Source organism: Arthrobacter sp. NPDC058130, from assembly GCF_042884475.1.
Taxonomy (GTDB): Bacteria; Actinomycetota; Actinomycetes; order Actinomycetales; family Micrococcaceae; genus Arthrobacter.
In genome coordinates this window covers 384,884-404,989 of the sequence record NZ_JBHVTV010000001.1, presented here as the reverse complement: position 1 = coordinate 404,989, position 20,106 = coordinate 384,884, and the positions used below count along the sequence as shown (strand labels likewise).

General features: G+C 68.4%; 22 protein-coding genes and 1 pseudogene. 7 read left to right on the top strand and 16 right to left on the bottom strand.

Annotated elements, in window-relative coordinates; genetic code table 11:
• Positions 1 to 167: 167 nt before the first annotated feature.
• Both ACFVTM_RS01915 and ACFVTM_RS01910 read left to right on the top strand, forming a co-directional pair.
• The gene (locus ACFVTM_RS01915) at positions 168 to 668 is read left to right on the top strand and encodes a DUF6328 family protein (RefSeq protein ID WP_390201645.1); all 501 of its coding nucleotides are present in this window, start codon (positions 168 to 170) and stop codon (positions 666 to 668) included.
• Positions 665 to 1,375 (top strand): DUF6766 family protein, encoded by a 711-nt coding sequence (locus tag ACFVTM_RS01910; RefSeq protein ID WP_390201644.1) that lies wholly within the window; start codon positions 665 to 667, stop codon positions 1,373 to 1,375. The genes ACFVTM_RS01915 and ACFVTM_RS01910 overlap by 4 nt, the downstream gene beginning before the upstream one ends.
• 42 nt (positions 1,376 to 1,417) lie before the next feature.
• On the opposite strand, the gene ACFVTM_RS01905 is transcribed toward ACFVTM_RS01910, so the two are convergent.
• Complete coding sequence (locus ACFVTM_RS01905) at positions 1,418 to 2,542, bottom strand: glycerate kinase (protein WP_390201643.1); 1,125 nt, start codon at positions 2,540 to 2,542, stop codon at positions 1,418 to 1,420.
• A 192-nt stretch (positions 2,543 to 2,734) separates the two neighbouring features.
• Between ACFVTM_RS01905 and ACFVTM_RS01900 the strand changes: the two genes are divergently transcribed.
• Both ACFVTM_RS01900 and ACFVTM_RS01895 read left to right on the top strand, forming a co-directional pair.
• Complete coding sequence (locus ACFVTM_RS01900) at positions 2,735 to 3,466, top strand: histidine phosphatase family protein (RefSeq protein WP_390202090.1); 732 nt, start codon at positions 2,735 to 2,737, stop codon at positions 3,464 to 3,466.
• The gene (locus ACFVTM_RS01895; RefSeq protein WP_390201642.1) at positions 3,450 to 4,376 is read left to right on the top strand and encodes an NAD(P)H-hydrate dehydratase; all 927 of its coding nucleotides are present in this window, start codon (positions 3,450 to 3,452) and stop codon (positions 4,374 to 4,376) included. Before ACFVTM_RS01900 ends, ACFVTM_RS01895 begins: the two co-directional genes overlap by 17 nt.
• Before the next feature lie 15 nt (positions 4,377 to 4,391).
• Here the strand turns inward: ACFVTM_RS01895 and ACFVTM_RS01890 are convergent, their stop codons facing one another.
• From ACFVTM_RS01890 to ACFVTM_RS01850, 9 genes are all read right to left on the bottom strand, one after another.
• On the bottom strand, positions 4,392 to 5,258 hold the full coding sequence (locus ACFVTM_RS01890; protein ID WP_390201641.1) for a glycerophosphodiester phosphodiesterase: 867 nt from the start codon (positions 5,256 to 5,258) through the stop codon (positions 4,392 to 4,394).
• A gap of 101 nt (positions 5,259 to 5,359) precedes the next feature.
• Entirely contained in the window at positions 5,360 to 5,608 is a 249-nt protein-coding gene (locus ACFVTM_RS01885; RefSeq protein WP_390202089.1) for a hypothetical protein, read from the bottom strand.
• Positions 5,609 to 5,811: 203 nt separating this feature from the next.
• Positions 5,812 to 6,630: an HAD family hydrolase gene (locus ACFVTM_RS01880; RefSeq protein WP_390201639.1), complete on the bottom strand. Its 819-nt coding sequence runs from the start codon at positions 6,628 to 6,630 to the stop codon at positions 5,812 to 5,814.
• A gap of 243 nt (positions 6,631 to 6,873) precedes the next feature.
• Complete coding sequence (locus ACFVTM_RS01875; RefSeq protein ID WP_390201638.1) at positions 6,874 to 7,386, bottom strand: YbhB/YbcL family Raf kinase inhibitor-like protein; 513 nt, start codon at positions 7,384 to 7,386, stop codon at positions 6,874 to 6,876.
• Between the two features lie 13 nt (positions 7,387 to 7,399).
• Positions 7,400 to 8,353: a carbohydrate kinase gene (locus ACFVTM_RS01870; protein WP_390201637.1), complete on the bottom strand. Its 954-nt coding sequence runs from the start codon at positions 8,351 to 8,353 to the stop codon at positions 7,400 to 7,402.
• 96 nt (positions 8,354 to 8,449) lie between these two features.
• Complete coding sequence (locus ACFVTM_RS01865; RefSeq protein WP_390201636.1) at positions 8,450 to 9,811, bottom strand: rhodanese-like domain-containing protein; 1,362 nt, start codon at positions 9,809 to 9,811, stop codon at positions 8,450 to 8,452.
• Between the two features lie 16 nt (positions 9,812 to 9,827).
• The gene (locus tag ACFVTM_RS01860) at positions 9,828 to 10,130 is read right to left on the bottom strand and encodes a rhodanese-like domain-containing protein (RefSeq protein WP_390201635.1); all 303 of its coding nucleotides are present in this window, start codon (positions 10,128 to 10,130) and stop codon (positions 9,828 to 9,830) included.
• A 144-nt stretch (positions 10,131 to 10,274) separates the two neighbouring features.
• Positions 10,275 to 11,627, bottom strand: a complete 1,353-nt coding sequence (gene nhaA, locus ACFVTM_RS01855) for a Na+/H+ antiporter NhaA (protein ID WP_390201634.1) — start codon at positions 11,625 to 11,627, stop codon at positions 10,275 to 10,277.
• A gap of 142 nt (positions 11,628 to 11,769) precedes the next feature.
• A complete protein-coding gene (locus tag ACFVTM_RS01850) occupies positions 11,770 to 12,567 on the bottom strand; it encodes an alpha/beta hydrolase (protein ID WP_390201633.1) in 798 nt (265 codons plus the stop codon).
• Positions 12,568 to 12,840: 273 nt separating this feature from the next.
• On the opposite strand from ACFVTM_RS01850, the gene ACFVTM_RS01845 reads away from it, so the two are divergent.
• Positions 12,841 to 13,947, top strand: a complete 1,107-nt coding sequence (locus ACFVTM_RS01845) for a GTP pyrophosphokinase family protein (protein WP_390201631.1) — start codon at positions 12,841 to 12,843, stop codon at positions 13,945 to 13,947.
• 369 nt (positions 13,948 to 14,316) lie between these two features.
• On the opposite strand, the pseudogene ACFVTM_RS01840 reads toward ACFVTM_RS01845, so the two are convergent.
• The 4 genes and pseudogenes from ACFVTM_RS01840 to ACFVTM_RS01825 form a co-directional block, all read right to left on the bottom strand.
• A pseudogene (locus tag ACFVTM_RS01840) lies at positions 14,317 to 14,786 on the bottom strand (IucA/IucC family C-terminal-domain containing protein).
• Positions 14,689 to 15,033 (bottom strand): IucA/IucC family protein, encoded by a 345-nt coding sequence (locus tag ACFVTM_RS01835; RefSeq protein WP_390201630.1) that lies wholly within the window; start codon positions 15,031 to 15,033, stop codon positions 14,689 to 14,691. Before ACFVTM_RS01835 ends, ACFVTM_RS01840 begins: the two are co-directional and overlap by 98 nt.
• A 68-nt stretch (positions 15,034 to 15,101) precedes the next feature.
• The gene (locus ACFVTM_RS01830; RefSeq protein ID WP_390201628.1) at positions 15,102 to 15,386 is read right to left on the bottom strand and encodes a DUF1540 domain-containing protein; all 285 of its coding nucleotides are present in this window, start codon (positions 15,384 to 15,386) and stop codon (positions 15,102 to 15,104) included.
• A gap of 146 nt (positions 15,387 to 15,532) precedes the next feature.
• On the bottom strand, positions 15,533 to 17,056 hold the full coding sequence (locus ACFVTM_RS01825) for a SulP family inorganic anion transporter (RefSeq protein WP_390201627.1): 1,524 nt from the start codon (positions 17,054 to 17,056) through the stop codon (positions 15,533 to 15,535).
• Between the two features lie 255 nt (positions 17,057 to 17,311).
• Here ACFVTM_RS01825 and ACFVTM_RS01820 point away from each other — a divergent pair, with 255 nt between their 5' ends.
• Entirely contained in the window at positions 17,312 to 18,337 is a 1,026-nt protein-coding gene (locus ACFVTM_RS01820; RefSeq protein WP_390201626.1) for a bile acid:sodium symporter family protein, read from the top strand.
• A 9-nt stretch (positions 18,338 to 18,346) separates the two neighbouring features.
• Here ACFVTM_RS01820 and map read toward each other — a convergent pair whose 3' ends face one another.
• Positions 18,347 to 19,129, bottom strand: a complete 783-nt coding sequence (gene map / locus ACFVTM_RS01815) for a type I methionyl aminopeptidase (RefSeq protein WP_390201625.1) — start codon at positions 19,127 to 19,129, stop codon at positions 18,347 to 18,349.
• A gap of 66 nt (positions 19,130 to 19,195) precedes the next feature.
• On the opposite strand from map, the gene ACFVTM_RS01810 reads away from it, so the two are divergent.
• Positions 19,196 to 19,498 carry a helix-turn-helix domain-containing protein gene (locus ACFVTM_RS01810; protein ID WP_390201624.1) on the top strand — a complete coding sequence of 101 codons (303 nt, stop codon included), beginning with the start codon at positions 19,196 to 19,198 and terminating at the stop codon, positions 19,496 to 19,498.
• 54 nt (positions 19,499 to 19,552) lie between these two features.
• On the opposite strand, the gene ACFVTM_RS01805 is transcribed toward ACFVTM_RS01810, so the two are convergent.
• On the bottom strand, positions 19,553 to 20,038 hold the full coding sequence (locus ACFVTM_RS01805; protein ID WP_390202088.1) for a GNAT family N-acetyltransferase: 486 nt from the start codon (positions 20,036 to 20,038) through the stop codon (positions 19,553 to 19,555).
• Positions 20,039 to 20,106 lie beyond the last annotated feature (68 nt).

The following is a 20,106-nucleotide window of genomic DNA, read 5'->3' as shown; positions in this document are numbered from 1 at the left end:
CCAGCGAAGTAAACAGTTTCTACCCTAGCCGCAAAAGTCCTCAGCAAACTTACTATTGACTTGTATTTTGGCAACTCTAAAGCCTAGGTTGAGGGTGGAGCCGCAGGCTGCGGCAGGTTCACAGTTGTTTACAGGGATTGTTTTCAGGATTGTGCGGAGGAGTACCGATGACAGGCCCAGCGGCGCCGAAGGACGACGGCAGGGACGAATCGCTTGCTGAGCGGATGGACCGCAACTGGGCGGAGCTCCTGCAGGAACTGCGGGTGCTCCAAACCGGCGTCCAGATTCTCGCCGGCTTCCTCCTGACGCTGCCTTTCCAGTCCCGCTTCGAAACCCTGGATGACTACCAGACGTCGCTGTACCTCGCCAACGTGGTAGTGGCCGCCCTCACTACGGCCACCATCCTGCTGCCCGTCAGCGTGCACCGCCGGCTGTTCCAGCAAGGGCTGAAGGAGACGCTCGTGAGGAGCGCCGACGCTATCGCCAAGATTTCTTTGGCCGGCGTCGGGCTGCTGAGCGTGGGCACCACCTCCCTCGTTTTCGACGTCACCGCGGGCCGGACAGCGGGCCTGATCGCCGGCGTCGGGCTGCTGACCGTACTGGTTTTGCTATTGGTTCTTGTCCCTGCCCGGATCCGCCGGCAGGCACGCGAGGAGGAGTCACTGTGACTAACGTTTCTCATGAACGCCGCTCCGCAAACAAAAGAGGACCCACAGGCAGATGGGTCAGGAACCACGGCCTGCTGCTGGCCAATATCGGTCTGTTCGCCGTGTTCTTCGGCGGCATGATCCTCAGCGGGGCAGCCAGTTACAGCGAGGATCAGATGGCACATGGGGAACCAGCGGTGAGCATCCTCGAGTACCTGGGCACCGGGGACTTTATGGAGGCGACGTTCGAAAACTGGGAGTCGGAATTCCTCCAGATGGGGATGTACGTCATCCTGACCGTCTTCCTGTTCCAGAAGGGGTCTTCCGAGTCCAAACCGATGGGCAAGCGGGCGCCGCAGGACGAGGACCCGCGGCACGCCAGAATTACAAAGTCCACGCCGTGGCCCGTCCGGCGCGGCGGCTTGGTGCTCAAGCTCTACGAACACTCGTTGTCGATCCTGTTCATCCTGCTGTTCCTCGCCTCTTTCGCCCTGCACGCGGTGGGCGGCGCGGACGCCTACAACAGTGAGCAGCAGAGCCACGGACAGCCCACGGTAACCCTGCTGGGCTTCCTGGCGACCAGCCAGTTTTGGTTTCAGTCATTCCAAAACTGGCAAAGCGAGTTCCTGGCAGTGGCGGTCTTGGTAGGCGCCTCGGTCTACCTGCGCGAGAAGGGCTCCCCCGAGTCCAAGCCCGTCGCTGAACCGCACTACGAGACCGGCGCCTGAGACCGGCGCGTGCCGGGCGGCGCCCGGCCGCTGTCTGCTCCCCTACGCGCCCTCGAGGACCTGGCTGGTGACCCAGGTAAGGTACTTTGCCGCGTTGGCGACGGCGTCCTCCGGGTTGCCCGCGACGTCCAGCAGCTGCGCCGCGGACACCACTCCGTGCCGGGCAAGGTCCTCAGGCGTGACGAGGATCCGGCCGGCAACCACGATCACGGGAATGCCGAGGGCCCGGGCGGCATCGGCAAGGGCGATCGGCGCCTTGCCCGTCAGCGATTGGCTGTCCATGGAGCCTTCTCCGGTGATGACCAGGTCCGCCACCGCCAGTTTCGCGGCAAGCCCCGTGAGGCCCGCCACCAGCTCGAAGCCGCCTTCCAGGGCGGCGGTGCTGAAGGCCAGGAACGACGCCGGGAAACCGCCGGCCGCCCCGGCGCCGGGCACGTTGACGTCCCGGCCGGTCGCCTGACGCAGGACCGAGGCCCAGTTCCGCAGGCCGGCATCGAGCAGCTCCACAGCATCGGCGTCGGCGCCCTTTTGCGGACCGAACACGTGCGCGGCCCCTTCGGTACCGTACAGCGGGTTTTGGACGTCGACGGCGATCCTGAACTTCACCTCGGACAGCCGCGGATCGAGGCCGCTGGTGTCCACGGACACGACGTCGGCGAGCGATCCGCCGCCAAGGGGCACGACATTCCCGGCGGCGTCCAAGGGCTTGAGTCCGAGGGCCCGGAGGGCGCCGCTGCCGCCGTCGCTCATGGCCGAGCCGCCCACGCCCAGCACGATTTCGTTGGCACCGGCGTCCAGCGCGGCGGCGATCAGCTGTCCGCAGCCGTAGCTATGGGCGCGCAGCGAGTTCACCGGCGTGGGCTCCATGTGCGCCAGCCCGGACGCCTGCGCCGTTTCGATCACCGCGGTGGCACCGCCGAAGGCGTCCGCGCGAATTGCCCAGGCGGCGCCGATCGGGGCCAGGATCGGGCCTACGACCGCGTTGAGCCGTTCCTCGTAACCGGCCGCAATGGCCGCTTCGAGGGTCCCTTCGCCGCCGTCGGCCACCGGAAACTGGATGGCCTCGGCGTCCGGGTAGACGCGCAGGGCGCCTTCGGCAATAGCGGCGGCGGCTTCGGTGGCGGTGAGGGAACCCTTGAACTTGTCCGGGGCGATGAGGATGCGCATGGCTCTATCCTGCCAGTCCGGCGGTCCCGGATGTTGCTCGCTCGCCCGGCGCACGACAAATCCGCGCCACCGGGAGTAACGTGGGCTGCCACACACATTCCGGCTGGGGCCGGGCCGGCAGATGACGGCGCCGGAAACCAACGGGCAGGGGGAACGGTGAGCGAGAACGGACACATCCGCAGCGTCCCGGGCATGACTGAGCTGCTGCTGGTACGCCACGGTGAAAGCGAGGGCAATGTTGCCGCCACGCTGGCTCAACAGGCCGGCGCGCACGTCATCGATGTCCCCGCCAGGGATGCGGATGTCGGGTTGTCGGTCACGGGGCGGGAGCAGGCCCTGGCCCTGGGCAGGCTGCTCGCGGGGTACCCTGACGGCCGGCGCACTCCAGTGTGGTCCTCGCCCTACCTGCGTGCCCGGCAGACCGCAGAACTCGCCGTCCAGACCGGCGGCTGGCAAACGGCAGTCCTGATCGACGAGCGGCTGCGCGATCGCGAGCTGGGAATCTTGGACATGCTCACCACGGCCGGGGTGGAAGCCCGGCTCCCCGAGGAGGCCGGCCGGCGGCGGTGGCTCGGCAAGTTCTATTACCGGCCCCCGGGCGGTGAGTCTTGGGCGGATGTGGTGCTGCGACTTCGCTCGCTGCTCGCCGACCTTGACAACAAGCATTCCGGTGAGGGCGTCCTGCTGGTCTGCCACGACGCGGTGATCCTTCTCATCCGCTACATCCTGGAGGGGCTCTCGGAGCAGCAGCTGCTGGACATCGCGGCCACATCCACCATCCTCAATGCTTCCGTCAGCCGCTTCGTCCGGCCCGACGGCAGGGGGGATTGGCTGTTGGAGACGTTCAATATGGCCGACCACCTCATGAGCGAAGGTGTCCCGGTAACCCAGCACTCGGGGGACGCGGATGTCCATCCCCGCTAAGTCCAGGCAGGCCAAGCCCCCTCAGGCCGAGGCCGTCACCCCGACATTGCTGCGGGCCTGGCCGCTTCCCGGCGGCGGCTCCGGTAAAGATGACCGCGGCTCCGTGCTGGTCATCGGCGGCGCGCGCAAGACGCCCGGGGCGGCGTTGCTCGCCGGTGTCGCTGCCCTCCGCGCGGGTGCGGGCCGGCTGACCTTGGCCGTGGCGGATTCCGTGGCGGTACCGCTGGCCATTGCCCTGCCCGAAGCTGGCGTCCTTGGACTGCCGGAAACGACGGCCGGGACCGTGGTCGGTTCCGCCGCCGGGCCCCTGGCCGCCGAGCTGGAAACCGCAGACGCCGTCCTGGTGGGGCCCGGTCTGGACGACAAGGACCAAACTACGGCGCTGCTGCGTGAACTCCTCAAAGCCACCCCGGGCAACCAGCCGTGCTTTGTGCTGGACGCCTTTGCCCTGGCCAGCCTGCCAGAGCTCGAAGACGAACTGTCTCCGTGGGCTGGCCGGCTGATCCTGACCCCGAACATCACGGAGGCGGCCATCCTGATCGGGCGGGACATCGAGGACCTGCACCGCCAGCTCCCTGACGTGGCCGACAAATATCAGGCCGTGGTCTCCTGCCAGGGCGTGATCGCAGAACCCCGGAGCAGCGTCAGGGCTGCTGCGTCCGGAACTGGCCTCTGGGAGATCACCACCGGGCACAGCGGACTGGGCACCTCGGGCAGCGGAGATGTCCTCTCCGGCGCCATCACCGGCCTCCGTGCCAGGGGAACGGGCAACGCGCAGGCTGCCTGCTGGGGAACGCATCTGCATGCTGCGGCCGGAGACCGGCTTGCCAGTCGGCTGGGCGGCTTGGGTTACCTCGCCCGGGAGCTCAACGAGGAACTGCCGCCACTCATGATGGAACTTTCCGCCTGACGCCGGGCTCTCCCTCTAAGACCAGGTCCCGCGCTCCTGGAGGACCGCCTTGAGCAGGTCCGCGCGGTCCGTGACGATCCCGTCGACGCCGAGATCCAGCAGCCGGTGCATTTCGGCGGGCTCGTTGACCGTCCACACATGTACCTGCAGGCCGTGCCGGTGCGCCCGCCGGATGAAGCCGGGCGTCACCACTGGCACAGCACCGTAGCGGACCGGGACCTGCAGGGCGTGGACTCCGCGCAGTGCCCGGCGCGCCACGAGCGACATCAGCCGAACCGGCAGCACGGGGCCGAGCAGGACGAACACGGCGCTGGACACGATGCCGGCCGAGCTCGCGGCGGGACGGCTCAGCCGTTTCAGCACGGCGCGGCGCCGCCGGTCCGAGAAGCTGGCCACCAGCACGCGGTCGTGCAGCCCGTGGCGCTCGATCGCCGCGGCCAGGGTCCCCACCGATTTCCAGTCCTTGACGTCGATGTTGAGCCGGACGTCCGGGAAGGCCGCGACGAGTTCCTCGAACCGCGGGATCGGCTCGGTCCCGCCGATCCTGGCCCGGTCCACGGTCTCAGCCGGAAGGTCCGCGATCCGGCCCCTTCCCTCCGTAATCCGGTCCAGGGTGGTGTCGTGGAAGAGCACCATCACGCCGTCGGCCGTCGTGTGGACGTCCGTCTCCAGATACCGGTATCCGAGGTCGACGGCGGCGCGGAACGCGGCCACCGAGTTCTCGAGCCCGTCCAGAGAGAAACCCCGGTGGGCCATCGCCAGGGGCGGCCGGGAACCGACGGAGGCACGGGCAGCGGGGCCGTCCGCGGCACGGCCCGCGGCGTCCTCCGGACCGGAGTCGCGGTTGCCGCGAGGGGCAAAGTACGGGTGCGGGCTGGTCACTCCTGAAGCGTACCCGAGCCTGGATCTGCCGGCTCGGGACGGTCTGCCGGACCGGGCCCTAGCGGGGCCGGCCCCGCGGGGGCGGCCTTAGCGGGAGGGCGTCAGGAATCGTGCGGGCGGATTTCGACGCCGTCCCCGCAGTGCAGCAATGTGCGGCCGCGGCCGCCGTCGAGGTCCACCCAGACGACGCTGTGGTCCGCCGTCACGGCGTCCACCAGGCCGCTGGTCTCGACGCCGGGTGCCAGCCGGACGCTGACGCGGTCGCCCTGGCGCAGCTGCCTCCACTGCCGGTCCGGTTCCGCCGGGTGCAGGGGTTGATCGTCGGTGTTGTTGATGCGGTGCCTGGCCATGATGTCCCCACTATCGGTCATACGATCTGTCGCGAGCCTTCAGCTTAGGAGGGCAAGGTGAACGCCAGTTGACCGTCCGCTGGGAATCCGGTGTCCGGCCGGGACGTGTATGACGCCGGCGGGTCGCCGCCAGGGGCGCCCCCGTGTCCCGTGGGGCCGCGGGCCGCGGCCCCGGCGGGCCCGGGTCGTCTGTGGGGCGCCTCTTAGGGCAACGGCACGCCGAGTTCGGCGAGCTTGGCCTCCAGGATCTGGGCGACGCCGTCGTCGTCGAAGTGCGGCGCCTGCTGGCCTGCGGCGCGGATCGCTTCCGGGTGGCCGCTGGCCATTGCGTAGCCGTGCCCGGCCCAGCGGAGCATCTCGATGTCGTTAGGCATGTCCCCGAACGCCACCACGTCCGCGGCGCCGATTCCCAGGGACGCCGCATATTCCGCGAGGGTCACGGCCTTGTTGACGCCGGGCAGGGACAGCTCAAGCAGGGCCATGTTCGGCGCGGAGTGCGTCGCGGCGGCCAGATGGGCGACGGCGGGCGCCACGTCGGCGAGGAACTCATCGGCGGTTCCTTCCCGGACAATGGCCAGGAACTTCACCACGGCGTCGCCCGCTGCGAGGGTGGTGTGCAGCGGGGCCGGCGTGAATTCCGAGAGCAGTTCGCTCGAGCCGTTTTCGATGAAGCCCGGTTCCAGGTGGAAGCCGGTGAGGGTTTCGGCGGCAAACAACGCCGAGGGGCGCAGCTTCTTAATGATGCGGCGGACCTCGAACACGGCGTCGAGGTCGAGGGTCCGCGCCGAGAGCATGCGGTCCGCCTCGAGGTCCCACACGACGGCGCCGTTGGAGCAGATGACAGTTCCGGTGTGCCCCAACTGGTCCTGCAGGGGATGGAGCCAGCGCGGCGGCCGGCCCGTGACGAAGACCAGTTCGAGCCCGGCTTCGCGGCAGGCGTGGAACGCGCGGACGGTCCGTTCACTGATTTTGCCGTCATGGCCCAGGATCGTTCCGTCGATGTCACTTGCTACCAGCCGCATAGAGCCAGTCTACGTGGGCCCGGACGGCCCGCCGCCGGGCCGCATCGGCGTCCGCCTGGGCCGCATCGGCGTCCGGATCCGCTACGGCATCCGCGTCCGCGTTCTCCGAGATCGCCGGACCGCGTCGAGTTCGCCGGAAATTTCCGGCGAACTGGCGAGTTTCCGGCGAATCCGACGTCGGGCGACGGCTGGTAGCTGCGCCAGCGGCGGGCTGCTGACGGCTGGCCGGCGGGCGGCGGAGGGCTAGTGCCGTTCGTAGATGCCGGTGAGCGTGCCCCGGCCAAGGGTGTGCCCCGACAGCTTCGCTTCCAGGCTGGCCGGAGAAGTGCGCTCGTTGAGTCCGGACGGCGCAACGTCGAGGGCGTGGACGGTGATGACGTAGCGGTGCGGCCCGTGTCCGGGAGGCGGCGCGGCGCCAAGGTAGCCGTGGAACCCGCCGTCGTTCCTCAACTGGATGGAACCCGCGGGAAGAACCTTGCCACCCTCGGCGCCCGCTCCGGCCGGCAGCGACGTGACGTCGGCCGGGACGTCCAGCACGGCCCAGTGCCAGAAGCCGCCGCGCCCCGGGGCGTCGGGGTCGAACATGGTGACCGCATAGCCCTTGGTGCCGGCCGGGGCGCCGCTCCAGCTCAGCTGCGGCGATTGGTCCTGGCCGCCTGCCCGCATCCGGCCGCTGCGCTGGGCAGGCGGGAGGGTCTGGCCCTCCGTGAATGATTCACTGCGGACCGGGAACACCGGAACATCGTGGCGTGTCATGGCTGCCTTTCACTTACTGCAGGGGCTGGGCCCCCGTTTCCATCCGTGCCATCTCCGCGCGCGTGGGCGGGTTGGCGCCGGCGCGGGACACGGTGACCGCTGCCGCCCGGGAGGCATGGGCGAGGAGATCGCGGAGGCTTTCGGCGGACAGTTCGCGCAGGGCCTTGCGGTTCTGGGCCCCGTCCAGGCCCAGGTCCACCACGCCGGACAGCAGCGCGGCCATGAACGAATCCCCCGCACCGACTGTGTCCGCGACGCTGATCTCGGGGGCTGGGAACTGCGCGGCACCTGCGGCGTTGACGCCCCAGGGGCCCTCGCCGCCGCGGGTCACCACCACCATTGCCGGACCTTCCGAGCCGCCCATGGCCAGCCAGCGGCGGGCCGAATCCAGCGGGTCGGCACCCGGATAGAGCCATTCGAGGTCCTCGTCGGAGGCTTTCACGACGTCGGCGAGGGTCACGAACTTTTCGGCCTGGGCGCGGGCAAAGTCCACGTCCGGGATGATGCTGGGGCGGCAGTTGGGGTCAAAGCTTATGGTGGCGGACGGGTGTGCGCGCTCGACGGCGGCCAGCACGTCGGCGGCGCCGGGCGCCAGCATGGTGGCGATGGAGCCGGTGTGCAGCAGCGTAGTTCCCTGCAGCAGGAAGGGCAGCCGCGCCGTGACGCCGGGAAGCTCCCAGGCGAGGTCAAAGGTGTAGGTGGCGGCGCCGGCGTCGTCGATCAGCGCCGCGGCCACGCTGGTGGGCAGCTCGTCGGGTCCCAGCGGGAGCAGCACGGAGCTCGACTTCAGGTGCGCGGCCAGGGCCTCGCCGTAGGCATCGCGGCCGTAGCGCCCGATGAACTGGACCGGATGGTCCAGCCGGGCCAGCCCGACCGCCACGTTGAGCGGGCTGCCGCCGACATGGGCCTGGACGCCGGAGGACCGCTGGACTACATCTACGAGTCCCTCGCCAATAACTGTGAGCATGCTCATACTCTGCCAGAGAATCCGCTTCGGCGCCGTTTGGTTACCTCCGGCCGCTGGACCGGCTACCGGGACATCTGCCGGGGTTCAGGCCGCAGCTCAGGCCGCCGACTTGTCCAGGGCGATCCCGGCGGACGCGGCCTCGGCAAACCGGGCGTCGATGTGGACCACGTCCCGGCCGGCCCGCTGGAGGAGGCTGGCGGCGATCCCTGCACGGTACCCGGACGCGCAGTGCACCCAGAGCTTCCCGGCCGGGACGTCGTCAAGGCGCAGCAGCAGTTCGTGCAGCGGCACGTTGACCGCGCCCACCACTCGGGATGCGGCGAACTCGTCGGCCCGGCGCACGTCCAGGACGGTGTCACCGGCGGCCCGTCCGGCGAGCACGCCGTCCCAGCCCACGCGGGGGTATGAGGCGAGTGCAGCCCGAGGCGCCAGGATGTGGGGCTCGGTTCCCACGGCGGCGTCCGGGGATTCGATGCCGATCCTGGAGAGGTCGCGGATGGCGCTCTCGATATCGTCCCGCGAGCCCACGAGGGTCAGCGGTTCACCCCACGGCAGCACCCAGCCGAGATAGGTGGTGAAACTGGAACCGGAGCCATACTCAAAACTGACGCTGCCCTTGAGGTGGTTGCTGGCGAACGCCACGCGCCGCCGCACGTCCACCACCCACTCGCCGTCGTCCAGCCGACGGGTGAGCTCGGCGGGATCAAGCGATGCGGGAACGGCCAGCTCCGCGGCGCCCGGGCCCCGGACGTTAGCCGGACTCATGTGGGCGTAGTACGACGGGTAGTCCGTGAGGTTCGCGATGAGCTCGCGGACGAAGTGGTCCTCGTCTGGGTCGGTCAGGGCGTGGTTGGCGGCGAACTGGTCGCCGATGGTGGAGGACCGGGCTCCGGTGGCGGGTCCGGAGGAGCAGAACGAGCCGAATCCGTGGGTCGGGAACAGCGCGGCGTCATCGCCGGCCTCCGCGGCGAGGCGCCGGACCGAGGCGTACTGGTCGCGGGTCAGGCCCACAGTGTCCGCCTCGGCAACAAGGTCGGTGCGGCCCACCGAGCCGTAAAGCAGGCTGCCGCCCGAAAAGACCGCCCGCTTCCCGCCGTCGTCCACAATGAATGACATATGGGTGTGCGTGTGGCCGGGCGTGGCGACCGCCGTGACCGTGAGCGAACCGACCCGGACCGTCTGGCCGTCCGTGATGGGGGTGCGCTCGAACGCCACGGGATCGGCGGCGTTCACGAGATAGCTGGCGCCGTGGGCGCGGGCCAGGATCAGCCCGCCGGTGATGTAGTCATTGTGCAGGTGGGTTTCGGCCACGTGCGTGATGGTGACCCCGGCGCCAAGGGCGGCCGCCTCGATGCGGTCAGTGTCACGCTGCGGGTCGATCGCCAGCGCCACAGAGCCGTCGTGGACCAGGTAGCTGCGGTCCCCGAGCTGGCGGGTCTCGATGACGATGACTTCCATGGCCCCCTCCGTTAGGTCAGCCCCGGTTGACGGGATGCCCTTCGTCCTGCCACTGCATGATCCCGCCGGTGATGTTGACGGCGTCGTACCCCTGGTCCTCCAGGTAGGCGGTGGCCTGGGCGCTGCGGCCGCCGGCTGCGCACATGACGTAGACCGTTCCGCTGGCGGGAACCTCGGCGAGGGACTGGACAAAGCGCGAGAGCGGGATACTCCTGGCGCCAGGGACCCGGACGGCAGCGTATTCGTCTTCCTCGCGCACATCGACGATTTCGGTGTCATCGCCCAGGGCGGCCAAGTCCTTTACGGAGATGCTCTTCATGCCTGTTCCTTTCGGGGGCACCGGAGGGCCGGTGCATATTTCAGTGCGTATTTCAGCTAGACCATGATACCCCTTGGGGTATCGACGGGCTGCGTGCAGTGCCTTCCCCCTTCGCCCAAGTGTCCCTTAAATCCGGCCCCTCACCTAGTCTGCGGCGGGGTCCTGCTGGTACACATCCGGGATGCCGTCGTGGTCCGAGTCGATCCCTTCTTCCGCTTCCGCCTGGCGGTAGTACTTGTTGCGGGTCCGCAGCACGGCAGTCGCGAGGAGTGCGGCGATCATCGAGGCCGCCAGGATCCCCACCTTCGCGTGGTCATCGTGGACAGTGCCTTGGCCGAAGCTCAGCTCGGCCACCAGCAGCGACACCGTGAAACCGATACCGGCAAGGATTGAGAGCCCGAAGACGTCGATCCATTTGAAGGAGCTGTCCAGCCGGGCGCGCGTGGCTTTGGTGATGAGCCAGGTGGTGCCGAGGATTCCGGCGGGTTTTCCGAGCACGAGGGCCAGGATGATCCCCACGGCCACCGGGTCCGTCAGTGCGGCACCGAGGCCCGCCAGGCCGCCGACGGCCACTCCGGCGGAAAAGAACGCGAAGACCGGGACCGCGATTCCGGCCGAGATGGGGCGGAACCGGTGTTCAAAGATTTCCGCGAGGCCCGGCCCGGCTTCCGGTCCGCCGCTGGCCCGGGAGCGGAGGACGGGGACGGCAAAACCGAGCAGGACGCCGGCCACAGTGGCGTGGATGCCTGAGGTGTGGACCAGCGCCCAGGTGGCGGCGCCGAGCGGCAGCAGGATCACCCAGGCGGCCAGTGCGTGCAGCCCGAAGAAACGCGGGTACTTCTGGACAAGGAACGTGTAAAGGCCAAGCGGGATCAGGGCCAGCAGGAGCGGCACGGTGTGGAGCTCGCTCGTGTAGAAGATCGCGATGATGGTGATGGCAAGGAGGTCGTCCACGACGGCGAGTGTGAGCAGGAAGATCCGCAGCGCGCTCGGCAGGTGGGAACCGATGATTGCCAAGACCGCGACGGCGAAGGCGATGTCCGTGGCCGTGGGGATCGCCCAGCCCCTCAGTGCGTCGGAGCCGGCGAGGTTGACCGCGGCATAGATGAGTGCGGGAATGGCCACGCCGCCCACGGCGGCGGCCACCGGGACCACGGATTTGTTCAGCTGGCGCAGGTCGCCCGCGACGAACTCGCGCTTGAGCTCGAGCCCGACCAGGAAAAAGAAGATGGCCAGCAGTCCGTCGGCGGCCCACGCGCCCAGGCTCAGGTCCAGGTGCCAAGCCTCGTAGCCGATCTTGAAGTCGCGCAGCGCGAAGTAGCTCTCCGCCGCCGGGGAGTTGGCCCAGATCAGGGCGATCACCGCCGCGGCCACCAGCAGTGCGCCGCCGACGGTTTCCTTCCGCAGGATTTCGCCGATCCGCAGGGCCTCGGCGTAGCTGCCGCGTCCGAACACCGAGAGGCGGCGGGGTGTGGGAGTAGGTGGCAGGGCGCTCATGGAGTCCTCAAAGTAGGGTCGACGGAATCATGCCGACCAGACTTCCCGGCGCACCTTGGTCCAGTCTATTCGCTTCCGGCAGGCGCCGTCCGCCGGACGGGGAGCAATCCTGGACGGGCCCGTGGGCCGGCCCGGCCGGATCTCAGACCAGCAGTTGCTGCACGAGCTCGCGGCACTTCCGGTAGGCAGGTGCCTTCGGATCGATGAGGGCAAAGTGGTCGCCGGCGACCTTCAGCAACTGGACCGGCGCGCCGGCCGCCTTGGCCGCCCCGGCGTAGGTCTCGGACTGGCTGACCGGCACGGTGTCGTCCTCCGTACCGTGAACGGCATATACAGGCACGCCCAGTGGCACCGCGCTCATCGGGTCCGCGAATTTATGCCGTTTTGGATACTTCTCGGACGATCCGCCCAGGAAGTTGCTGACGGCGCCGTTGCTGAGGTTGAGCCGCTCGGCGGCAGCGAGGTTGAGCACCCCTGACTGGCTGACGACGCCGGTCAGCTGCACCGCGCCGTCGTCGTCCCCACGACGCGTCAGCTGGCGGTCCGCGTCCGGGGCTCCGAGTCCGGCGAGCCGGCTGCGTCCCGCCGCCCAGACCGCTAGGTGGCCGCCGGCCGAGTGGCCCAGTGCGACCACGCGGTCCAGTCCGAGTCCGTGCTCGCCGGCGAGTTCACGTAGCTTGTCGATTCCGGCCAGGACGTCGGCAAACGTGTTGGGCCAGCCTCCGCCGTTGCCAGCCCGCCGGTACTCCAGATTCCAGGCAGCCATGCCGTGCGCGGCGAGGTCCTTGGCAAGGGGTTCGCCAAGCTCTGCGCCGTACTGCGAACGCCAGTACCCGCCGTGGATCACCACCACCACACCCTTGGGCGCGGCCACCTCGGGAAGGAAGAGCTCACCCCACTGGCTGGGGTCCTCGCCGTACTGGTACTTCTGCCTCTTCACAGCGTCCTCCTTGGGGCCCGGTGAACAGGCGACGGAGACTGCCCCCAAAGTCACCGCCGCTGCGGCAGCGATGATACCCCGTCGCCGCATTTCAGCCATGTGGAGAGCCTACCTTGGGCTCCAGGCGGCTCCCCGCAGGCAGGCCCCCTGCACGCCGCCCGGCGGCGCCGGCTCCCGGAGAGCCTGCGGGAGCCGGCTCCCGGGGAGCCTGCGGACAGCCGCGGAGGGAGTGCTTGCGGGCCGGCGTCGGCGGTGCCCCGTAAGCTGGGATCCATGGCGAGCAACTGGGACCGTTTGGACGCGAGCCTGCGCGAATCCGTGCAGGAGAACGTGGAACTCTATGAGCGGGTCCGGCCTGCCCTGAAGCTGGTCACCAGGGAGGTCCTGCTCAACCTGCGGACCATGCTCAAGGACACGGAGGTCACGCCGTTGTTCGTCACCGGCCGCACCAAGACCGTTGAATCCTTCCGCGAGAAGATCTCCCGCACGGAGAAACCGCTGGAGCCCGGCGGGCCGCCCGTCCTGAAGTTCCCGGATCCGTTCCGGACCCTGAATGACATGGTGGGCATCCGCGTGATCACCAAGCTGCCGGCCGAAAACGCGGTGGTGGCCAATCTGATCAAGCGCCAGCGCCAGCTTTTTGACTGCCGGGGGGACCGAGAAAAGGACATCGGCTCGATCGAGTCCGGCACCTACGGCTACTCCAGCCGGCACCTGATCCTGCGGACCATCCAGAACGAGGTCGTCAAGGAGTACCAGCAGGCCTTCAACCCGGACGTCCCGCCGAACGGCAGCTACTTCTTCGAGTGCCAGATCCGCACGGTGTTCGCGCACGCCTGGAGCGAGATTGAGCACGACATCCGCTTCAAGGCCGAGGACCCCCGGGCCTGGACCCCGCACTTCGACCGCCAGTTCACCGCAACCGCCGCCATGCTGGAGACAGTGGAAAGCGCGTTCTCGGACCTGCACGAGCGCTATGAGGAGGTCCGCAGCTACTGGGATGTGGACGGCGAGGGCGCCGCGCCGCTGACGCCCAACCGGATCCGCGACGTCTGGCGGACCCTGCTGCCGCACGTGGACCGGAAGGTCGACGACGACTGGGGCTGGGCCGCCGAACTCATGGCCGCCCACGGCCTCAACCAGACCATGCAGCTCGCCGGGCTGCTCAGCGCCAACCGGATCACCGAAGTCCGCCAGGCGCTGGACCACCGCTACTCCCCCGGCCCGGACCGGCTGCTCGATGACCTGCTGCTGTGGCAGTACGGCACCGAGCACATCGAGCTCACCGCCGAACCGGCCGACGCCGTCCCGCACCCCCGGCGCGACAGCCTCCTCCGCCGGCTCAAGCAGATCGAGCGGTACCGGCTCACGCAGGGCTAGGGCAAGCGGGCGGGCAGAGCGCAGAGTGACGGCTGCGGCTGGCCTCCCCGACTCCCCCGCGCCCTGTCCTGCCTGGCCGCCTCCCTGCCTGCCTTCCTGCCTTCCTGCCTCGCCCCCTTCCTGCCTGCCTTCCTTCCTTCCTTCCTTCCTGCCTTCCTGCCTTCCTGCCTTCCTTCCTTCCTTCCTTCCTTCCTTCCTTCCTTCCTTCCTTCCTTCCTTCCTTCCTTCGCGGATTCTCCCCACTTTTGACACAGCGACGGCGGAACTCACCGGCGATTTGGCGCGACACGCGGGGTCCGGCCCGCAAAGGTGTGGGGATTCCGGCGGCGTGGGCTGGCAGGAGGCGGGCGGCAAAGCAGGCTGGACGCGTCAGGCGAACCGTGCCAGTGGGTTCCGCAGCCGGCCGGCCATTTGCAGTCCGCCGGACGGGTCGCTCAGGTCCAGCATCTGCTGGTTGTTGCGCAGCTGCAGCCGGTTCAGGCACGACAGCGGAAAGTCCTTGGCGAACAGATCGTGCCGGGCAAACTGCTCCGCGAGCTCGGGATGCTCGGTCTGGTAGTTGCGGACCACATCAGCGGCAGTGCGCCAGAAGTCCTCGCCGCTGAGTTTGCCGTCTTCCTCCAGCAACGCGCTGAGGAACGGAAGATGCAGTCGAAGACGTCCGTGAAGATGGCCAGGACCATTTCCTCGTCGGGGATCTCGACCTTGATTCGCGCCACCTCTACGGGCAAGTCCAGGCGGTCACCCATCACCACGATTTCCTCGGCGATGTCTTTCATGATGGCGCTGACCGGGACGCCGTCCTCCAGGATCAGGATGACGTTTTCCCCGTGCGGCATGAACGCCAGTTCGTGGGCGTACAGGCTCGGCGTCGAAGTGCGCGACGGCGGACGTTCCCAGTTCGGCGTCGAGGTGGTCCCGGTAGCCGAGCCCCTCGGCGGACGTGAAGACGGCCTGGTTCCGGTGCACCGCCATCCAGTCGAGCTGCACGGCGGCGCCTGCCTCCGGGGCGAAGACGTGGCAGTCGGCGATGCCGAAGCCCAGCCGCCCGTTGTTGGCCACGAAGCCGGGGTGGCCTTCGGTCATGCTCCGCTCGATGGTTTGGAAGTCCAGGGTAGGGTCGGCCCCGCCGGTCACCGGACGCCGCGCGACGTTTACCGGTGGGCGTAGGTGAGGCAGTCTGCGTTGTCGACCCCCGGGCCTACGTGCACCTCGGGCGCCTTGCACATCAGGTGGTCGTTGTGGGCGCATTCGGTGCGCTGGCAGGCGCCGACGTCGGCCAGTACCTTGGGGAGTCCGCCGTGCACGCCGATGTCGATGAAGGTGGCGCAGGAGGCATGATCTTCAGCGCCGCCGACGGTAATGGCGGCGGCGTTGCAGTGGGAATGGTCGTTGAAGGAGCAATTGTTTACGCTGCAGTCGGCTACGTGCGTCGTCATGGGATATTCCTCCGGGGTCCGGCCACCCGGCTGGGCAACCCTTAGGTCCACGCTAGGACGCACCGTGGCAAACAAAAAGACCCAATCGTGTGACCTATTGCAGGGGCCGGCCGGCTTGCAGGGCCCGGCCGGAGGCGCCGTCCCGGCTAGTGGCCCGCGCCGAGTTTGCCGGCCAGGCGTTCGCGCATCAGGATGCTGGCCTCGTTGAGGCCGACGATCTCGACGCTCTTGCCGTGCTGGCGGTACTTCTCGGTGATGGCGTCCAGGGCCGCGATCGTGGAGGCGTCCCACAGGTGGGAGTCGCGCATGTCGATGACCACGCGCTCCGGGTCCAGTGCGTAGTCGAACTGGGTGTAGAGGTCGTTCGAGGAGGCGAAGAACAGCTCGCCATCCACCCGGTAGGTGGCGAGCGGGCCGTCGTCGTCCGCCGTCACTGTGCGCTCCACCGTGACAAAGTGGGCCACCCGCCTGGCGAACAGGACCGTCGCGACAATGACGCCGACGCCGACGCCGACCGCCAGGTTGTGCGTGGCTACGGTCACCGCCACGGTGGCCGCCATGACCGCGGTTTCGCTCTTGGGCAGCGCCTTGAGCGTGGCGGGCCGGATGCTGTGCCAGTTGAAGGTGGCGACGCAGACGAAGATCATGACTGCCACGAGTGCGGCCATCGGGATGAGGGACACAATGTCGCCGAGGGCCACCACAAGGATGAGCAGGAAGACGCCGGCCAGGAGGGTGGAGATCCGGGTGCGGGCGCCGGAGGCTTTGACGTTGATCATGGTCTGGCCGATCATGGCGCAGCCGCCCATGCCGCCGAAGATGCCGGTGACGATGTTCGCGACTCCCTGCCCCCAGGCCTCACGGGTTTTCGATGAGCGCGTGTCGGTGACGTCATCCACGAGCTTGGCCGTCATGAGGGATTCGAGCAGCCCTACGAAGGCCATGGCCAGCGCGGACGGGAAGATGACCTGCAGCGTTTCGGGCGTGAACGGGACATTCGGCACGAACAGGGAGGGCAGCGAATCCGGCAGCGCACCCTTGTCCCCCACCGTGGGAACGTCGACGGCGGCCGTCACCGTGATGAGCGTCAGGGCCAGAATGGCCACGAGTGGTGCGGGGACGGCCTTAGTGAGCCTGGGCAGGCCGAACACGATCAGCAGGCCCAGCGCAGTGAGCGGATAAACCAGCCAGGGCACGCCGATCAGCTCGGGCACCTGCGCCATGAATATCAGGATGGCGAGGGCGTTCACAAAGCCCACCATGACCGGGCGCGGGATGAAGCGCATCAGCCTGGCCACGCCGCAGAGGCCCAGGACGATCTGGAAGATTCCGGCCAGGATCACCGCCGCCACGAGGTAGCCCAGGCCGTGCGACTTCACCAGCGGGGCGGTCACCAGGGCGACGGCGCCGGTGGCAGCCGAGATCATCGCGGGGCGGCCGCCGACGAAGGCGATGGTCACCGCCATCGTGAAGGACGCGAAGAGGCCGATCCTCGGGTCCACGCCGGCGATGACCGAAAAGGCGATCGCTTCAGGAATCAGGGCCAACGCCACGACGAGTCCGCCCAGGACCTCCGTCTTAAGCCGGCGCGGGGACGCCAGGGCGCCCCGAACCGATTTCAGCTGCTCCGGGGCAAAGGCCGGGGCCCCCGCTTCAGTACTGGTGGCCATCGCCGGCTCCCGTTCGTGGTCAAGAAGGCACAGCGGCCTCCGCAGTGAAAATGTGGGCAGTTCAAGTGCGGGGAGTTCAAGAATGTGGGGATTGTGGGCCGCGTCGCGCCACGGTGGGGAGCGCGCCGCTTGCGGCTCACCCACCCTATGAACCCTACCGGCCGCCCTCTCACCGTCGGCCAAAAATCTGACATATTTGTCTGACAGGTGGTCACGAAGTGGCCAGTCAGCACGCCCCGGTGGCACCATTCTTGGATGCTTGAGGCAACTAAAACTCCGAATACCGCCCTGGACGCGAGCGCTGCCGCTGACGCCCCGGCCAATCCCGCCCTCGCCGCCGAGGCAAAGGTCGCCCGGATCGCTGTGACAATCTTCCCGATCCTCGTGGTGGTGGCCGGAGTCGCCGGCTTCCTGCTCCCGGGGGCGTTCAAACCCCTCGCGCCAAGCGTGCCGTTCCTGCTGGGCATCATCATGTTCTGCATGGGCCTGACGCTGACCCCGCCTGATTTCGCTTCGGTGGCCAAGCGCCCCTGGGCCGTGGTCCTCGGCATCGTGGCGCACTACGTCATCATGCCCGGGGCGGGCTGGCTGATCGCCGTCGCACTGAACCTGCCACCCGAGCTGGCCGTGGGCCTGATCCTGGTGGGCTGCGCCCCCTCGGGCACCGCGTCCAACGTGATGGCCTTCCTGGCCAAGGGCGACGTCGCCCTCTCGGTTGCCGTCGCGTCGGTCTCCACCCTCATCGCCCCCGTGGTGACGCCGCTGCTGGTGCTGTTCCTGGCCGGCTCCTACCTGCAGATTGACGCCGGAGCCATGGTCCAGGACATCGTCAAGACCGTCCTCCTGCCGGTGATCGCCGGCCTGCTGGCCCGCCTGTTCCTCAAGAAGCTCGTCGCCAAGGTACTGCCGGCCCTGCCCTGGGCCTCCGCCGTCGTGATTTCACTGATCGTCGCGATCGTGGTGGCAGGCAGCGCCGGCAAGATCGTCGCCGCCGGCGGAATCGTGTTCCTCGCCGTGGTGCTGCACAACGCCTTCGGCCTGGGCCTGGGGTATCTGGCCGGCAAGCTGGGGCGCCTGGACGACAAGGCCCGCCGGGCATTGGCTTTCGAGGTCGGCATGCAGAACTCCGGCCTGGCCGCCACCCTGGCCACGGCGCACTTCAGCCCGCTGACCGCCCTGCCCTCCGCCGTGTTCTCGCTCTGGCACAACATCTCCGGCGCAATCGTGGCCGCATGGCTGGCCCGGCGCCCGCTCCGGGACGCCGCGGCGCAGGAGGCCTAGACTCCGATCTCAGGAGTCCGGCTGCTTCGGCAGGGTGAGGATTTCGGCACCGTCGCTGGTGATAGCGATCGTGTGCTCACTGTGCGCCGTCCGGCAGCCCGTCGCACTTCGGAGCGTCCACCCGTCGGCATCGGTGATGAGTTCAGCGGTATCCGCCATGACCCACGGCTCCAGGGCCAGCAGCAGCCCGGGCCGGAGCTTATATCCACGGCCGGGCCGTCCGGTGTTCGCAACGTGCGGGTCCTGGTGCATCGTTGACCCGACGCCATGACCCCCGAACTCGGTGTTGATCGGATACCCCGCCTCGCTGAGGACCGAGCCGATGGCATGGGAGATGTCGCCGATGCGAGCCCCAGGTCCGGCGGCGGCTATCCCTGCGATCAGCGCTCGTTCGGTCGCGCTGATCATCGCGGCGCTCTCCGGGGGCTTTGAGTCGCCCACGATGAAGCTGATGGCAGAGTCCGCAACGACTCCGCCTTTGGAGACGGCGAGATCGAGTGAGAGCAGATCGCCGTCGGCAAGCGTGTAGTCATATGGCAGTCCGTGGAGCACGGCGTCGTTGACGGACGTGCAGATGTAGTGGCCGAACGGCCCGCGTCCAAAGGATGGCTCGTAGTCGACGTAGCAGGACAGCGCCCCGGCCTCGACGATCATGGCCTCGGCCCACCGGTTGATGTCCAGGAGGTTGGTACCTACTGAACTGCGGCCCTTCAGCGTCTGCAGAATGTTGGCGACCAGGGCACCCGCCTCCTTCGCCCGGTGCAGTTCGGTGGGGTTCAGGATCTCGATCATGTGGCGCCTTTCCTACGCAACCAATAACTATCCCGGCCATATTATCCCGGTATTAGTATTGGAGCCATGGTCAGACTGCCGCTCACTCCCGCAGAGGTCGAGCGCGGGCAGCGCCTCGGTGCCCTGCTGCGCCTCGCAAGGGGGGAACGCTCGATGCTCGATACCGCGCTGGATGCCCGCGTCTCCCCGGAGACCCTTCGGAAGATCGAGTCGGGCCGCGTGGCGACTCCTGCCTTCCCAACCATCGCGGCGATCGCCGGTGTCCTGGGCCTTTCCCTCGATGCGGTGTGGGCCGAGATCAGCCAGCCCGAACGACGCGCAGAACCGCCCAGATCTGGCAGCGAGGCACGTGAGCGGTTGGCCTCGTAGGACCTGATCCCGCCGCTGCGGTGGAGTTAGAGCGGCACGGTGGCGGCGCAGACGTTATCGCCTCGACGGCCCGGGGCGTGACCCGACGGGCAGGTCCTTGGTGAATGCCAGTGCTCCGATGGTCTCCGGATCCGCGGAGAGATCGAACTGTGCCTCGTAGCCGGTGTTCAGGTAAAGGTGTTTCGCCTCCGGCTGGCGGGGTCCGGTGGTCAGATAGACCTTCCGGTAGCCGCGGCGGGCGGCCAGCGCCTCCAGCTCGGCCAGGACAAACCGGGCGAGCCCCCGGCGGCGATGCGCCGAATGCGTCCAGATCCGTTTGAACTCGGCGGTCTGCGGACCGTACCGGCGGAAGGCACCGCCTGCCACGGATTCACCGTTCTCGCGCACAATCAGCAGGGCCCCGCCCGGCGCGGCGAACTCCCCGGCCGGGTAGCGGTTGAGTTCCTCCGCGGCAGCCCCCTGGCCAAAGAGGTTGCCGTACCGGGCGTCATATTCAAGTGCGAGCTCGTCCAGGAGCGGCCGGACCCGGGGATCATCCATGGGAAGGCTGAGGACCGTCAGCGCGGAGTTGTCCAGCGGCCGGCCGGCCACAAGCCTGCCGCCCAAAG

Excerpts from the sequence above, each read along its gene's own strand:
- ACFVTM_RS01915 (WP_390201645.1), top strand. The coding sequence starts at position 168 with ATGACAGGCCCAGCGGCGCCGAAGGACGACGGCAGGGACGAATCGCTT.
- ACFVTM_RS01905 (WP_390201643.1), bottom strand. The coding sequence starts at position 2,542 with ATGCGCATCCTCATCGCCCCGGACAAGTTCAAGGGTTCCCTCACCGCC.
- ACFVTM_RS01900 (WP_390202090.1), top strand. The coding sequence starts at position 2,735 with ATGACTGAGCTGCTGCTGGTACGCCACGGTGAAAGCGAGGGCAATGTT.
- ACFVTM_RS01895 (WP_390201642.1), top strand. The coding sequence starts at position 3,450 with ATGTCCATCCCCGCTAAGTCCAGGCAGGCCAAGCCCCCTCAGGCCGAG.
- ACFVTM_RS01885 (WP_390202089.1), bottom strand. The coding sequence starts at position 5,608 with ATGGCCAGGCACCGCATCAACAACACCGACGATCAACCCCTGCACCCG.
- ACFVTM_RS01880 (WP_390201639.1), bottom strand. The coding sequence starts at position 6,630 with ATGCGGCTGGTAGCAAGTGACATCGACGGAACGATCCTGGGCCATGAC.
- ACFVTM_RS01875 (WP_390201638.1), bottom strand. The coding sequence starts at position 7,386 with ATGACACGCCACGATGTTCCGGTGTTCCCGGTCCGCAGTGAATCATTC.
- ACFVTM_RS01870 (WP_390201637.1), bottom strand. The coding sequence starts at position 8,353 with ATGCTCACAGTTATTGGCGAGGGACTCGTAGATGTAGTCCAGCGGTCC.
- ACFVTM_RS01865 (WP_390201636.1), bottom strand. The coding sequence starts at position 9,811 with ATGGAAGTCATCGTCATCGAGACCCGCCAGCTCGGGGACCGCAGCTAC.
- ACFVTM_RS01860 (WP_390201635.1), bottom strand. The coding sequence starts at position 10,130 with ATGAAGAGCATCTCCGTAAAGGACTTGGCCGCCCTGGGCGATGACACC.
- nhaA (WP_390201634.1), bottom strand. The coding sequence starts at position 11,627 with ATGAGCGCCCTGCCACCTACTCCCACACCCCGCCGCCTCTCGGTGTTC.
- ACFVTM_RS01845 (WP_390201631.1), top strand. The coding sequence starts at position 12,841 with ATGGCGAGCAACTGGGACCGTTTGGACGCGAGCCTGCGCGAATCCGTG.
- ACFVTM_RS01835 (WP_390201630.1), bottom strand. The coding sequence starts at position 15,033 with ATGACCGAAGGCCACCCCGGCTTCGTGGCCAACAACGGGCGGCTGGGC.
- ACFVTM_RS01830 (WP_390201628.1), bottom strand. The coding sequence starts at position 15,386 with ATGACGACGCACGTAGCCGACTGCAGCGTAAACAATTGCTCCTTCAAC.
- ACFVTM_RS01825 (WP_390201627.1), bottom strand. The coding sequence starts at position 17,056 with ATGGCCACCAGTACTGAAGCGGGGGCCCCGGCCTTTGCCCCGGAGCAG.
- ACFVTM_RS01820 (WP_390201626.1), top strand. The coding sequence starts at position 17,312 with ATGCTTGAGGCAACTAAAACTCCGAATACCGCCCTGGACGCGAGCGCT.
- map (WP_390201625.1), bottom strand. The coding sequence starts at position 19,129 with ATGATCGAGATCCTGAACCCCACCGAACTGCACCGGGCGAAGGAGGCG.
- ACFVTM_RS01810 (WP_390201624.1), top strand. The coding sequence starts at position 19,196 with ATGGTCAGACTGCCGCTCACTCCCGCAGAGGTCGAGCGCGGGCAGCGC.
- ACFVTM_RS01805 (WP_390202088.1), bottom strand. The coding sequence starts at position 20,038 with ATGGATGATCCCCGGGTCCGGCCGCTCCTGGACGAGCTCGCACTTGAA.